Origin of the sequence: Streptomyces sp. RG80 (assembly GCF_040446465.1) — a bacterium.
Taxonomy (GTDB): Bacteria; Actinomycetota; Actinomycetes; order Streptomycetales; family Streptomycetaceae; genus Streptomyces.
Map to the genome: position 1 here is coordinate 335,210 of NZ_JBEAAJ010000004.1, position 13,786 is coordinate 348,995.

Genomic DNA, 13,786 nt, shown 5'->3' on the forward strand with positions numbered 1-13,786 from the left:
CCCGGCTGCCCCGGCCCACCCCTAGACCTCTGCGCGGGCCTGCCTGCGTACGTCCGTCAGGCGTTGGGCGGCCAGCTCCGTGACCGCCTGGGTGATCTCGGTGTACACGTCGCCGAGTCCGCCGTTGGTGAGGACGATCACGTCGTCGCCGATCCGGACGGTGGCGACGTCCAGCGTGAGGACGGTCTCCTCGCCCTCCGCGCTCTCGCCCGTCAGCGTCAGCCGCAGCGCCTGCCGGGCGTCCCCGACCTCCGGCAGCTCGACCTCGGCGACCTCCGCCTTCTGCACGGCTCCGGTGGTCGTGGCGGCCGAGAACTTCGCGCACTTCTTCGGCAGGGTCTTCAGCCAGGCCAGCGTCCGGTCCACGTCGGCCGGGCGGTCGGCGACGACCTGGTGGTGCAGCTGGGCGTCGTTCCAGGTGTCGTCCAGGCCGATCCGGGCCCGCACCCGGGCGTCCGCGCCGAAGAATTCCTCGGCGTAGAGGCTGTCCAGCAGCCGCTGGCAGTCGGGCGCGTTCGCGGTGGCCTTCAGGAGCCCGTCCCGCCAGGTCGCGGCGCCCTCGGTCGCGGCCCACGGCTCGCCGAGATCGGCGTCGGTGACCAGGGCGGCCTGGGCCTGGGCGGGGGTGAGTGCCGGGACCGCGGCGGGGGACGGGGGCGCGGTGGTGGGGGCGGCGGGGGCCTTGGTGGGGGTCGCCGGGGGCTTGGTGGCCGGGAGCGCCTTGTCCGTGGCGATGGCGGAGCAGGCGGTCGTGGCCAGCAGGGCGGCCAGCGGGAGGGCGAGGAGAGGGCGGCTCATGGATCCACGGGAGCACCGCGGGTGGGGGGCCACCAGCGCGGCGGGCCGTATGGAGTACGGAATCCATTCGCGCTCTCCCGCCGACCGCCGCTACGGTCACCCCATGAAGCGCGCCAAGCCGTCTCTCACGACGACGCCGGACCACGTCCCGGCGCGCTGACCCATGAACTGACGCGAAGCCCCGGGGCGAGTGCCCCGGGGCTTGTCGCTGCGTGGTGCTCGTCCCTCCCGCTTCCCTCCGGAGAGGAAACCGCCATGCACGACCACCGACGTCTCGGCCGCGAGCTCGACCTGTTCGACACCGACCCCCTGATGGGCGCGGGGCTGCCGTACTGGCTGCCGGCCGGGGCCGCCGTACGGCACACCCTGGAGGAGTACGTCCGCGAGGCCGAGCGGGCCGCCGGGTACCGGCATGTGTACTCGCCGGTGCTCGGCAAACGGGAGCTGTACGAGATCTCCGGGCACTGGGACCACTACAGCGAGGACATGTTCCCGCCGATGGAGCTGGGCAGCGAGCAGGTCGTGCTGCGGCCCAGCCTCTGCCCGCACCACGCCCTCATCTACCGCTCCCGGTCCCACAGCTACCGCGAACTCCCGCTGCGGATGGCCGAGTTGGGCGGCATGTACCGCTCCGAGCTGTCCGGCGTCCTCGGCGGTCTCACCCGGGTGCGGGCCATCCAGCTCAACGACGCCCATATCTTCTGCACCCTGGAGCAGGCCGTCGACGAGGCCCGCGCCGCCCTCGACCTGATCCGCCGCGCCTACGCCGACCTCGGCATCCGCGCCGCCCGGTACCGGCTGTCGCTGCCCGGGGAGGGGAACAAGTACGTGGCCGACCCGGAGCTGTGGCGGCGGGCCACCGCACTGCTGGAGCAGGTGCTGGAGGGCTCCGGCGTCGCGTACGAGGCCGTCGCGGGCGAGGCCGCCTTCTACGGGCCGAAGATCGACGTGCAGATCGCCGACCGCGCCGGCCGGGAGGCCACCCTGTCCACCGTGCAGATCGACTTCCACCAGCCCGAACGCTTCGACCTGCACTACATCGGCGCCGACGGGGCCAGACACCGGCCGGTCATGGTCCACCGCAGCGTCATCGGCAGTGTCGAGCGGGCCGTGGCGCATCTCATCGAGCAGCACGGCGGAGCGTTCCCCGCGTGGCTGGCGCCGGTGCAGCTCGTCGTCCTCCCGGTGGCCGAGGAACAGGTCGAGCAGGCCGACAAGCTCGTACGCCGGGCCCTCGACCTCGGCCTGCGCGCCGAACTCGCCGGCCCCGAACACGGCACCCTCGGCGCCCGGGTCCGCGAGGCACGCCTCGTGCCGTACGTCGCCGTCGTAGGAGGCCGGGAGGCGGAGGCGGAGGCGGACCTAACCGCCGTACGCCTACGGGACGGCCGCAGGCCCGGAGCCGTACCGATCGACGAACTGCTGCACCGGATCCAGTCGGTCGTCCACACTCGCGGCGCCGAACTGTGGGCGCCTGCCTGAGAGCCTGCGTCCCATCCCCGGCCGGGCGCACGCCGCCCGGCACGCCCTCCCCCACTGCCCGAAAGGCGTGGGGGACCCCCAGCCGCGTTGCCGGAACACCCACGTGGCTCCGCCACGAGGGCGCTCCGGCGCCTTGCGATCGCACGCACCGGACGACGTGCGCTGATCCGACCGGGGATGTGACGCAGGCTCTAAGGTCGTCCCGACGGAAGGAGTCCACCGTGACCGCCCAGCCCATCCCCGTGATCATCGACTGTGACACCGGTGTCGACGACGCTCTGGCCCTGCTGTTCGCCGTACGGCACCCGGGTCTCGACGTGCGGGCGATCACCTGTGTCGCCGGGAACACCGACGTGGACGGGGTCGTACGCAACACCCTGACCGTGCTCGAGCAGGCCGGGGCCGGTGACATTCCCGTCGCCCGGGGCGCGGAGCGGCCGTTGGTGGAGCCGGCCCGGTCGGCGAAGCATGTGCACGGGCAGGACGGGATGGGCGATCTGGGGCTGCCCGCGCCGACCCGGCGGCCGGTGGACGTGGACGCGGTGACGCTGCTGCGGCGGGAGATCCTGGCCTCGCCGCGGCCGGTGACGCTGATCCCGACGGCGCCGCTGACCAACATCGCGCTGCTGCTGCGTACGTACCCGGACGTGGTGCGCAACATCGAGCGGATCGTGTTCATGGGCGGCGCGGTGACCACCGGGAACGCCACGCCGGTCGCCGAGTTCAACGTCTGGCACGACCCGGAGGCGGCGGCGGTGCTGCTGACCGCGGGGGTGCCGATCACGATGTACGGGCTCGACGTCTTCAAGCGGGTGCTGGTGCCGGCGGCGGACGTGCAGCGGCTGCGGCGGAGTTCGGAGCCACGGCTTCGGATGGCGGGGGAACTGCTGGCCCACCGTGACCCCGCGACGTCCGGCGATCCCACGCCGACGGGCGGGCTGGGGGACGCGGGGGCGGTGTGTGCGGTGGTCGACCCCGGCGGCCTGACCACCGAGCTGCTCCCCGTCGAGGTGAGCCTCGCGCCGGGGGCGACCCGGGGGCAGACCATCGTGGATCGCCGGCCGCGGCCCGGAGAGGCCGAGATCCACGAGGGCGAGCGCGAACTGGCCATGGTGGACGTCGGGTTGGACGTCGATGTGGAGCGTTACGTGAAGCTCTGGCTGACGACGGTCGAAGGGCCCTGAACCATGAACGCCGGGTGACGGGAGTGCCCCGTCACCCGGCGTTCCACACGTCGTACGCCTTACGCGCGCGTCGCCTTACGACGGCGCGTCGCCAGGACGATGCCCGCGCCGCCGGCCAGCAGGACGGCCGCGCCGATGGCGATCGGGCCGGTCGCGCTGGAGCCGCCGGTCTCGGCGAGGTCGCCGCCGCCGCCGTTCGGGGTCTTCGCCGGGGCGGTGGTGGACTCCGAGGCCGACGGGGTCGGGGAGTCCGTCGACGGGGTCTCGGAGGCCGGAGGCGTGCTCTCGGAGGCCGGCGGCGTCGACTCGGCCGGCGGGGTCGACTCGGAGGCCGGCGGGGTCGTCTCGGCGGGCGGGGTCGCCGGAGGCGTGGTCTGCGTCGTCGAGCAGTCCTTCGTGCCGCCGTTCCAGGCCGCGATCAGCTTGTCCTTGATGACCGGGCGGTCCGGACCCTTGGGCAGGTCGCCGTGGGTGAAGCCGTCCTTGGCGTCGAGGTTGCCGTCGAACTTCGTGGCACCGCGGTAGAGGTCGATCTGCGCGAAGCAGCCGGCGTCCGGCACCGCGATGTCGAGGGAGTCGGTCTGACCCGGCTTGACGGTCACCGTGTCGAAGTCGACGAAGATCTGCTCGCCGGAGGTCGCGAAGGTCGGACCGTGGGCGATGTACGAGGCCAGCGAGGCCGTGCAGGTGGCCGCGTCCTGTGCCGCGCGGACCTTGATGTGAACCTTGCCGTCCTCGGTCGGCTTCAGGTTCTGGTCGTCCACCTTGACGGAGTCGAAGAAGTTGGCCCCGTCCAGGGAGAACTGGCAGCGGTCGGTCCCGGTCTCGGTACCCGCGCCCGTTCCGGGCTTGTAGGTGCCGCCGTGGTTCCAGCCGTCACCGCCGGGCCCGGTGGCCCAGGCGGCGGATGCGCCCGAGGCGCAGAGGGCGAGCGTCGCGGCGCCCGTCCCCAGCAGGCGGCGCACAGTGACACGTCTCGCTATGGACATGCGTATCCCATCAGGGTGGTGGTGAAAACACGAGAAACACTGGGCCCATTGGTCACATGCGCCACAGCGTCCGGACATCGTGGATCTAGCCCCGGAACAGTGTCAACCTGCGGGAATACAAGGTCCGTTCATAAGCCATCACAATTTCGCCACACAAGGAAGATCCCGCTCCGCCGGTCGATGGGACGAATCGGTGGTTCACCCCTCAACGGCTCTGGACAGATTCCCCTTTGTCGGTTCTTGCCGTCCCACCGCACCAGCTCCCCCCGCACCAGCAAGGAGACCGTGTGATTCCCGACCTCTCGTCCAAGGACCCGAACTGGTGGCGACAGGCCGTCATCTACCAGGTCTATCCCCGCAGCTTCGCCGACGCCGACGGTGACGGCCTCGGGGACCTCCGCGGCATCACCGAGCGCCTCACCCATCTGAGTAGCCTCGGCGTCGACGCCCTGTGGCTGAGCCCCTTCTACCCCTCCGAGCTCGCCGACGGCGGCTACGACGTCGCCGACTACCGCGACGTCGACCCACGCCTGGGCACCCTCGACGACTTCGGCGCGATGGTCGCCGAGGCCCACCGGCTGGGCCTGAAGGTCATCGTCGACCTCGTGCCCAACCACAGCTCCCACCGCCACGCGTGGTTCCAGGAAGCCCTCGCCGCCGGTCCCGGCTCCGCCGCCCGCGCCCGGTACGTCTTCCGCGACGGACGCGGCGCGCACGGCGAACTCCCGCCCACCGACTGGCAGTCCGTCTTCGGCGGCAGCGCCTGGCAGCGGGTCGCGGACGGGCAGTGGTACCTGCACCTGTTCACACCCGAGCAGCCCGACTTCGACTGGGGCAACGAGGAGGTCCGCGCCGACTTCCGCACCACCCTGCGCTTCTGGTCCGACCGGGGCGTCGACGGCTTCCGCGTCGACGTGGCGCACGCCCTCGCCAAGGACCTGAGCGAACCGCTGCGCGACCTCGGCGCGCCCGAGCTGAGCGGCGAGGAGGCGCTGACCCGGTTCGCGCCCGGCACCCACCCCTTCTTCGACCGCGACGAGGTCCACGAGATCTACCGCGACTGGCGGGAGGTCTTCGACTCCTACCGCCCACCCCGCATGGCGGTCGCCGAGGCCTGGGTCCCCAGCGCGGAACGACGCGCCCGCTACGCCCGCCCCGAGGAACTCGGCCAGGCCTTCAACTTCGCCTACCTCCTGGCCGGCTGGGACGCGGCCGAACTCCGCGCGGTCATCGACGACTCCCTCACCGGCGCCCGCGCCGCAGGCGCCTCGGCCACCTGGGTGCTCTCCAACCACGACGTCGTACGGCACACCTCCCGCCTGATGCTCCCGCCGGGCACCGACGACAACGCCTGGCTGCTCTCCGGCGGCCACGCCCCGGCCGTCGACACGGCGGCAGGGCTACGGCGCGCCCGTGCCGCCACCCTGCTCATGCTGGCGCTGCCCGGCTCCTCGTACGTCTACCAGGGCGAGGAACTCGGGCTGGCCGAGGTCGCCGACCTGCCCGTCGAGGTGCTCCAGGACCCGATCTGGGAGCAGACGGGACGGGTCCGCAAGGGCCGCGACGGCTGCCGGGTGCCGCTGCCGTGGACCCGCACCGGCCCGTCGTACGGCTTCGGCGCGGGCGGGGCCTGGCTGCCGCAGCCGGAGAGCTTCGCCGAGTACGCCGTCGAGGCGCAGGCCGGGGCCGAGGGCTCGACCCTGGAGCTGTACCGCGCGGCCCTGAAGCTGCGCCGCAAGCTGATCGAGGGCGAGGCCCTGACCTGGACGGACCGGGCCGCCGACGGGGTGCTGGACTTCGTACGGCACGACGGGTGGCGGTGCGTGGCCAACCTGTCCGCGACCGCGGTGCCGCTGCCAGCCGGCGAAGTGCTGATCGCCAGCGGCCCGTCACCGGACGGGCTGCTGGGACCGGACACCACGGTCTGGCTGGCCTAGGGCCTGTCGTTTGGATCAGCTCGGCGTCGCGGGGTCTGGCACGCACTCCCCCAGAGGGGGGACCCCAGCCGCGTTGTCGTCGGTCGCCGACGCTCCGCGTCGCCCGCCGCGGCAGCGGCTGATGTCACAGCCTCCTCCGCCTTGCAGCTGCACGCACCAGACCCCGCTCGCGTCGGCCCGGAAGCACTGTTTCTCAAGGCCGACCTGATCCAAACGACAGGCCCTAGCGGGATCAGCCGGTGGTCGGGCTCGGGCTGGGGTTCGCGGCCGGATTGCCGTTCGGCTGCTCGCCCGGGATCGCGATCGGTGTGGACGTCGGGTTCGCCGGCGGGCTGAGCACGACCATCGGCTCGCCGGGCTGGGGCGCCGGCGGGGTCAGGTCCGAGTCGGGCAGCTTCGGCGGGGTGGTCTGCTGGAAGAGGGCCTGGTCGAAGTTGACGAAGCCGGTCTTCTCCATGACCGTGATGTGGTCCAGGACCGTGTTGTTGGCCATGTCGGCCAGCGAACGCACCAGCGAGTTCTTCGTGGTGGAGCGGATCTTGGCGATCGTGTTGAAGATCGACCCGTGGGTGATGCGCAGGATGTTGGCGAAGTTCGAGTCGAACTCCCGGCCGGTGCTGGAGTTGATCTGGTTCACGAACGCCACCTGCTGCGGGCTCGCCACGTTCGGCAGGGTGATGTTGAGCATCGGGGCGATCTTGCGGCAGGCGGCGTCCAGGGCGGCGTGTCCGTCGATGAGGTGCCGTCCCGCCTCCTTGACCTCCTCCGTCGTCCCGTTCTTCACGCCGCTGAACCCCAACGGGTACTCCCACAGACCCGCCGCGCGCACCTTGACCACGAAGTCCCGGTCCTGTTCGGTCAACGGGCCCCACTGGGTCTGGGCGATCACGCGGTCCTGGGCTGTGGACACCTTGTCGAGGCCGAGCATCGCGGGGTAGGCAAGCGCGACCAGGGTCAGGCTGAGCGCACCGCCCACGAAGACCGTGCCCGTGGCATTCCGCGAAAAGCGCACCGTGGCTCCTGTCCGATCGGGGTTGTCCGGCCCTGTAGTACGGACGGGGAGCCACGGTTGTTCATGATGCGTGGGTCACTCCGGCGTACGGCTCGCCGCCGGAGGCGTTCTGGTTACCGTTTGCGTGGGAGGTGGACCCATGCCGTTGTCGCCGCAGGCCCGGGCGCTGGCCGCACGCTGTGAGGGGAAGGTCAACGACCTTGCCCGGCTGATGGCGCGCAGCGCCTTCGAGCAGTTGCCCGGGTACGCCGAGCTGCCCGGGGACGTGAAGGACGTGGAGATCGCCGCCACCGCGCGGCAGGCCATGCGGCAGTTCCTGCGGAACGCGGGGGAGGGCGGGCTGGAGTTCTACCAGGAACGGGCCGTGCAGCGGGCCGAGGAGGGGATGCCGCTGCATCTGCTGCTGCGTACCTACTCGCTGGGCGCGCAGGTGCTGTGGCAGGCGTTGCAGGCGGCGGCCCGGCCCGGGGAGGAGGCCGCGCTCGTCGAGCTGGGCGGGGCACTGATGTCCGCGCAGGGGCGGGTCGCCGGTGCCGTGGCCGAGAGCTACCTCGACGAGCAGGCCGCGCTCGCGGCGGAGCACCGGGAACGCCGCCGCGCCCTGGCCCGTGCCCTGCTGGACGGGCACCCCGCACCCCGACCGGCCCGCCGCGGACGTGCCCGTCCTCGTCCTGAGGCTGGAGTTCGCGCCCCGCGGCGCCCTCGGCCCGGTGGCGGAACGGCGTCTGGTGCGCCGCGTGCAGACGGAACTGGACCGGGGGTTCGGGGCGGAGGTGCCGGCGCTGCTGGACGCGCGGGGCGGGTTCGCGGTCGCGCCACACGGCACGGAGGTGCCCGAGGGACTGCTCGCCGCCCTGCGGGAGGTGACCGGCCCGGGGGTGCGGCTGGCCGGCGCCCTCGCACCCGACGGGGCGGGGGTTCCGCACGCCTCGTACGTCGCCGCCGAGATCGTCCGGGTGGCGCGTGCCTGCGGCCGGCCGCCCGGCGCGCACCGCCTGGACGACGTCCTGCTGGAGTACCACCTCTCCCGCCCCAGCGACGGCAGCGACCGCATCGCCGCGCTCCTCGCCCCGCTGGCCGACCGCCCGGACCTGGTCGAGACCCTCCGCGTCCACCTCGAACAACGCCAGGACCGCAGGGCCACCGCCCGTCTCCTCGGCCTCCACCCCAACTCCGTCGACAACCGCCTGGCCCGGGCCGCCGAACTGACGGGCCTGGACCTCGGGGCGCCGAGAGACGCGGCCCTGGCCCTGGCGGCCCTGCTGCTGACGGCGGCCGGGCCGCGCTGACGGCACGCAACTCGTACGGCGGTACAGCGCACGCACCCACTCCGACGCCCCGTCAGAATCGAACGCGGGGGAGTTCTCCGGACAGGGAGCCCGCACGCCATGAGCACGAAGACAGTCACCGTGAGCCCGAAGACAGCCGCCCTGGGTATCGCCGTGGTCGGCCTGCTGGCATCGGCCGGGACACCCGCCTTCGCCCACGACGAACGTGAACTGTGGGGCGCCGTGACCATCGTCCCCGGCCGCCAGGGCATCGTCGAGGTCGGCGGATACACCGGCCCGGCCCTCGGCCGGGGCTCCCGGCTGACCCTCACCGCGCCCGCCGGCACCGAGATCACCGGCACCCCCCTCGCGGCCGGCGACTACCGCGGCTCGGTCGACACCGACGGCGACAGCGCCACGTACACCTACACGGGCCCCGCCGACGGCAGCCCCTGGCAGGAACGGACCTTCCCGTTCGTCCTGGCCGTCCCGGCCGACGCGGTGCCCGGCACCCGGCTGACCGGCTGCGCGATGCGGCTCACGGACGCGAGCGGCACCCGCAAGGACCACGGCACCTGCACGGTGACCGTCGGCCTGGCCGGACCGACGCTGACCCGGCCCGAGTCGGGAGTGCCGCTCGCCGCGCGGCCGGAGATGGGCGGCACCGCGCATCCGGGCGCCCAGGTGACCGTGCGGCACGAGGACGCGGTCGACGAGGGCGTCACCGGGCAGGGACCGGAGTCGGGCGCCGAGGTGTGCACCGCGACCGCCCGCACCGACGGCGGCTGGACCTGCCTGCCCGCCCTGCCGCTCCCCGCCGGCCCCGGACGCCTCCAGGCGACCGCGTCCCTCAACGGGGTCAGCGCGGTCAGCGAGCAGAAGTTCGTCACGGTGGGCCCGGCGGCGTCCGCGCGGCGCTGAGTCCGCTACGCCGGGTTCGCGTGCGACACCCTGCGCAGCACCGTCGGACAGGGCAGGGCGACGGCGAGCTCGCGTACCCGTTCCGCACACCGCCCGGCCTCCTCCGCGCGGCCCAGGACCGCCAGCGCCGCCGCCTGCGCGGTACGGGCCTCGCACTCGGTGACCGCCTCGCCCGTACGGGCCAGCACATCTCGATGATCTCCTCGCGGTGCCGGCTCCGGCCCGGGGAGACGGCGAGCAGTTCGACGAGGCCACTCGAGCTGGGGCGCGGCCAGCGGTTGGTCACGGGCTTCCGGCGTGTATCCCTACCGTTCCTAAAGACTGAGCGGGAGTGAGTCCTGATGCCAGGTCTCGTGCTCGGCCGAACGCCCCGGACGGTGTTGGGCGTTCTGGTTGCCCGCGTTCGCTCCGCGTCCGGGCGGCACGGATTGTGTCCGTGGTCCGGGGATGCGGGGGCGGGTTCCCTCACGCCCAGGAACAACCGGTCCGGCCTGGACGGTCCGATGCCCCACCGCATCACTCCGGTGCTGTGGGGGCGGTGCCGTCCGTCGCCGGATCGGGTGTTGCTGGGCGCGCCTTCCGATCGCCACGGCGGCAGCGTCGTGGCGGGTGGTCTTACGGGTCCTCGTGGTGAGGGGTTTCTGCCAGTGCTGGGCGCCCCAGCGGCTGGTGTAGGCCGGATCGACGGCGATGATGGCGATACCGCTCTGGTCGGCCATCGAGGCTAGCCGGGCACGGAGTTTGCCGGTGGGCATGCCGGAGGTCAGCTGGCGGAAGCGTTTGCGGCGGCCGTGTTTCTCCCGGGTCTTCTCGGCGGCGAAGTCCAGGTCTTCGACCGCGATCGCCTTGACGCCGCAGGTTCGGGCCCAGTGCAGGAGGCGGGTGAGCGCGTGGCGGATCTGGGCGTCACGGTGTTCGGCGGTGCCGGTCAGGTCGTAGGGGAAGCGGCGTGGGGGGCCGGTGGGGTTGCCGTGGGTGTCCAGGCGCCAGGCGGCCAGGTGGTCGGCGTTCATGTCGACGCCGATCACGCCGTGGGCGAGAGCCGCCTCGATGGGGAGGGTGGGGGCGGGCGGGGTTTGCCAGGACGCGGTCACATACCAGCGCTTGCGGCTGCTGTCGTGGTGGATGCGGTAGGCGATTGCCCGGTTGGCCACGACGCGATCCGCCCACTGCGTTCCCCGGTGCGCGAACGCCACCTTGCATGCCAGGACGTACCGGCCGTGCGGGGCGTTCGCCAGATGCGCGAGCGGCGCGGGGAGCTTGATGCTGACCGCGCCGTCGGGGCTGACCCGGATCGTCTCGTTGCCGTAGCGCTTACCCGACTCCCCGTCCGCCTGACAAAACCAGCGCTCCGCCTCCCACCGCCCACGCCAAGCCGACTCCGTCAGCCCTGCCGCCCCCAGATGGTGGCGGGTGCGGGCCAGGCGCTTGCCGCCCCGCACGACGTGCACAACACCGGCCTCCCGGTCGGCACGCGCGGTAGTCAGCCGGTCCTGCAGCACCCGCAGCCGCCGCGATTTCGCATGCCACTCCCGCCGGGACCGGTACCCTCCCGGCGCGTTCTTCGTCCCCTTCTGGCCGACCGGCAGCGACAACCGAGCTTCGATCGTGCGTATACCGGCTTCCAGGTTCTGCAGGTGCGCGAGCTGGCAGCGGCGGGCCAGCGCCCACTGATCATGCGTGGCTTTGGTGATGCTGCCCGACCACCGTGACGACGAGGCGGGTGTCAGCTCCCGCTTCCGCACGGTCCACGTGTCGCCGGAATGCTCCGTGCCGTCCCGGCAACGCGCTTTGAGATCCCTCGAAGCCAGCGACCCCAGATGTGCGCCCACCAAACGCAGCACCTTCTCATCGCCGGGCGTCAGTTGCTTGAGGCGGGTCCGGACGGCCACACCGGTCGGACCGGACGCGACGAACGGCACCGCAATATCCCGCAGCTCACCCACCTCGCCACCCCCTGCCCGGCCTCACCCGAAGACCCTGTCGCGGTGGGCAACGAGCATCTCCCAGGAAGGTCACGCATTCGATGTGAGAACGTCAGTTCCTTCCTGAAACCTGCCCCACGGGCGAGGCATGCGACACGACACCGGCCACTCAAATGCACTCCCGATCACCAGAACGCCCTTGAACGCACTCCAGCGGCAGCAGCTCCAAACCCCCACAGGAGGGATACGGCGGCTCCCGTCCCGAGGGGCATGACTCGGCCCTGCTCGTGGCCAATGTGTCGGAACAGGGCCGATGGACCAGACCTTAGGCAGCGGGCGTTACTGGTGAATTACTGAAAACTTGACCACTTCCCGGGGGAGTCCTGACCGCTTTGCGGGAGAGTCATGGCAAGACCCGGTCCTAGATTCCGGGCATGCCCCCCACACCCCCTGCCACGCTTCCCGTACTGCCGTACCGAAAGCCCACCAAGGGCCGTGACTACTGGGTCCTGGACGACGTCCTGCCCGACCCGGACGCCGTACGGGAACGCTGTCTCGCCAAGGACGACTGGGTCGAGGGATATCCGCACAAGCCGGAGGCCTGGCCGGGGCTGCGGGCCATGCCGGGGCTGGAGCCGGGCGAGTTGGCCCGGGTCGAGCGGCTGGTGCGGCAGGCGACCGGCGCCAAGGAGCTGTGGGTGCAGAAGACGCCCGGCGGCGGCACCCTCAACCACAACTGCGTCCAGGTCGTCGGCGAGGGCGAGTCCACGCCCCGCCCGCACACCGACTCCCGCAACCTGTGCCGCTACGCGGCCGTCCTCTACCTCAACCCCGGTGTCCCCAAGGACTGCGGCACCAGCTTCTACCGTCAGTCCCTGCCCGGCGGCCGGCTCGGCGGCAATGTCGTCCAGGCCCCGCACAACAACCTCGTCGACGCCCTCGGCACCCGGTTCGTGGCCCCGGACGCCTTCGAGGAGGACGTGCGCGTGCCGCACAAGGCGAACCGGCTGCTGCTCTACTCCGCCAACCTCGTGCACAGCGCGACCGGTTACTGCGGCAACACGCTGGCGGAGAAGCGGATGACGGCGGTGTTCTTCTGGATGGCGTGAGCGTGCGCGCCCCTCGGTGGCTTCGGCGGGCTCAGTAGCGCACGGCGCGCGCGACCTTCGCCTTCAGACCGCCGGACAGGTCCCGGTTGCTGCGGGCGGTCGCCTTCTTCGAACCGCCCGCGGCCACGTCGGAGACCGTCACCGCGACCGTGTCGCGCAGGTTTCCGTCCGGGTCGGTGAAGTCGACCTGCACGAGGAAGGACTTCCGCGCGTCGCCGGTGTTGCGCACGGTCACCTCCGCCTCGGCCCGTCCGTCGGCGCCGACGTCGGGCGTGCCCACGCTCACGTCGTCCTTGACGTCGATGCCGCCCTTGACGTCCTCGAACCTCTTCCCCACCTCGGCGGTCGCCTCCTGGGCCGCCGAGGCGGCCCTGCTCACCACCGACGCGGGAGAGTCGTCGTCGGAGCAGCCGGTGAGCGTGGTGAGGGCGGCGGCGGCCGTGACCACCGCGGCCAGGGCCAGGCGGTAGCCCGTCATAGCGCCTCCAGGGTGTGCGGGTCCCTCCAGTGAAGATCCACGGGTCTGTCACCGCACCCGGGCCGTCACCCGTTCGGCCCTGCCCCCGTGGTGACCGGCCCCGTCCCCGCCCATGGTCGAAGCACCAGCGACCCGAGAAACGGGGTACGACCATGACCCAGCAGCCGCACGCCACACCTCCCGTGTGGGACAAGGACCACCAGCAGGCCGCGCCCACCCCGGCCGACATGCCGGCCGGGAGCGGCTTCGCCACCGGCGGGCTGGTCTTCGCCGGTGTACTGATGCTGGTCAACGGAGTCCTCGCGGTCCTCCAGGGCATCTCCGCGCTCGCCAAGGACGACGTCTACGAGCAGGTCAACGACTACGTCTACGAGATGAACCTGACCGGCTGGGGCTGGACCATGCTCGTCCTCGGCGTGGTCCTCATGGCCGTCGGCTACGGCGTCCTCAAGGGCGCCTGGTGGGCCCGTATGACCGGCATCTTCCTGGCCTCCGCGAGCATGGTGCTGCACTTCCTGTTCCTGCCGTACGCCCCCGTCTGGTCCGTGATCATGGCCGGCGTCGACTTCTTCGTCATCTGGGCCCTGGCCACCGCCCCCAACACCACGCCGCGCCGCACCGCTTGACGTCGTCCTCCCGTGCCGCCCACGGTTTTCCGTGCGCCATTCACGCTCAGCAGTCGA

Annotated in this window: 12 protein-coding genes and 2 pseudogenes; 8 read left to right on the forward strand and 6 right to left on the reverse strand. The window is 72.1% G+C overall.

Going from position 1 to position 13,786, the window contains the following annotated elements; translation table 11 throughout:
• Positions 1-21: 21 nt before the first annotated feature.
• On the reverse strand, positions 22-798 hold the full coding sequence (locus tag ABKA17_RS15605; RefSeq protein WP_353692634.1) for a hypothetical protein: 777 nt from the start codon (positions 796-798) through the stop codon (positions 22-24).
• A 255-nt stretch (positions 799-1,053) separates the two neighbouring features.
• On the opposite strand from ABKA17_RS15605, the gene thrS reads away from it, so the two are divergent.
• Together thrS and ABKA17_RS15615 are read left to right on the forward strand one after the other, a co-directional pair.
• A complete protein-coding gene (gene thrS / locus ABKA17_RS15610; protein WP_353692635.1) occupies positions 1,054-2,280 on the forward strand; it encodes a threonine--tRNA ligase in 1,227 nt (408 codons plus the stop codon).
• Between the two features lie 221 nt (positions 2,281-2,501).
• Positions 2,502-3,464, forward strand: a complete 963-nt coding sequence (locus ABKA17_RS15615; RefSeq protein ID WP_353692636.1) for a nucleoside hydrolase — start codon at positions 2,502-2,504, stop codon at positions 3,462-3,464.
• A gap of 59 nt (positions 3,465-3,523) precedes the next feature.
• On the opposite strand, the gene ABKA17_RS15620 is transcribed toward ABKA17_RS15615, so the two are convergent.
• Positions 3,524-4,453 (reverse strand): LAETG motif-containing sortase-dependent surface protein, encoded by a 930-nt coding sequence (locus tag ABKA17_RS15620; protein WP_353692637.1) that lies wholly within the window; start codon positions 4,451-4,453, stop codon positions 3,524-3,526.
• Between the two features lie 290 nt (positions 4,454-4,743).
• Here ABKA17_RS15620 and ABKA17_RS15625 point away from each other — a divergent pair, with 290 nt between their 5' ends.
• Positions 4,744-6,390, forward strand: a complete 1,647-nt coding sequence (locus ABKA17_RS15625; RefSeq protein ID WP_353693003.1) for a glycoside hydrolase family 13 protein — start codon at positions 4,744-4,746, stop codon at positions 6,388-6,390.
• Between the two features lie 232 nt (positions 6,391-6,622).
• Here ABKA17_RS15625 and ABKA17_RS15630 read toward each other — a convergent pair whose 3' ends face one another.
• Positions 6,623-7,402 (reverse strand): DUF4142 domain-containing protein, encoded by a 780-nt coding sequence (locus ABKA17_RS15630; RefSeq protein WP_353692638.1) that lies wholly within the window; start codon positions 7,400-7,402, stop codon positions 6,623-6,625.
• 211 nt (positions 7,403-7,613) lie between these two features.
• On the opposite strand from ABKA17_RS15630, the pseudogene ABKA17_RS47950 reads away from it, so the two are divergent.
• The 3 genes and pseudogenes from ABKA17_RS47950 to ABKA17_RS15645 all read left to right on the forward strand — a co-directional run.
• Positions 7,614-7,937, forward strand: a pseudogene (locus ABKA17_RS47950) (RsbRD N-terminal domain-containing protein); the annotation flags it as partial.
• Positions 7,938-8,010: 73 nt separating this feature from the next.
• Positions 8,011-8,691, forward strand: a complete 681-nt coding sequence (locus ABKA17_RS15640; RefSeq protein WP_353692640.1) for a PucR family transcriptional regulator — start codon at positions 8,011-8,013, stop codon at positions 8,689-8,691.
• Between the two features lie 99 nt (positions 8,692-8,790).
• The gene (locus ABKA17_RS15645; RefSeq protein ID WP_353692641.1) at positions 8,791-9,591 is read left to right on the forward strand and encodes a carboxypeptidase regulatory-like domain-containing protein; all 801 of its coding nucleotides are present in this window, start codon (positions 8,791-8,793) and stop codon (positions 9,589-9,591) included.
• Between the two features lie 5 nt (positions 9,592-9,596).
• On the opposite strand, the gene ABKA17_RS15650 is transcribed toward ABKA17_RS15645, so the two are convergent.
• Positions 9,597-9,779 carry a hypothetical protein gene (locus tag ABKA17_RS15650; RefSeq protein ID WP_353692642.1) on the reverse strand — a complete coding sequence of 61 codons (183 nt, stop codon included), beginning with the start codon at positions 9,777-9,779 and terminating at the stop codon, positions 9,597-9,599.
• A gap of 126 nt (positions 9,780-9,905) precedes the next feature.
• A pseudogene (locus tag ABKA17_RS15655) lies at positions 9,906-11,537 on the reverse strand (nuclease/transposase family protein).
• 413 nt (positions 11,538-11,950) lie between these two features.
• Between ABKA17_RS15655 and ABKA17_RS15660 the strand changes: the two are divergent.
• Positions 11,951-12,625 carry a DUF6445 family protein gene (locus tag ABKA17_RS15660; RefSeq protein WP_353692644.1) on the forward strand — a complete coding sequence of 225 codons (675 nt, stop codon included), beginning with the start codon at positions 11,951-11,953 and terminating at the stop codon, positions 12,623-12,625.
• Between the two features lie 31 nt (positions 12,626-12,656).
• Here ABKA17_RS15660 and ABKA17_RS15665 read toward each other — a convergent pair whose 3' ends face one another.
• On the reverse strand, positions 12,657-13,103 hold the full coding sequence (locus tag ABKA17_RS15665; RefSeq protein WP_353692645.1) for a hypothetical protein: 447 nt from the start codon (positions 13,101-13,103) through the stop codon (positions 12,657-12,659).
• A 152-nt stretch (positions 13,104-13,255) separates the two neighbouring features.
• Here ABKA17_RS15665 and ABKA17_RS15670 point away from each other — a divergent pair, with 152 nt between their 5' ends.
• Positions 13,256-13,729, forward strand: a complete 474-nt coding sequence (locus ABKA17_RS15670) for a DUF7144 family membrane protein (RefSeq protein WP_502994241.1) — start codon at positions 13,256-13,258, stop codon at positions 13,727-13,729.
• Positions 13,730-13,786: the final 57 nt, after the last annotated feature.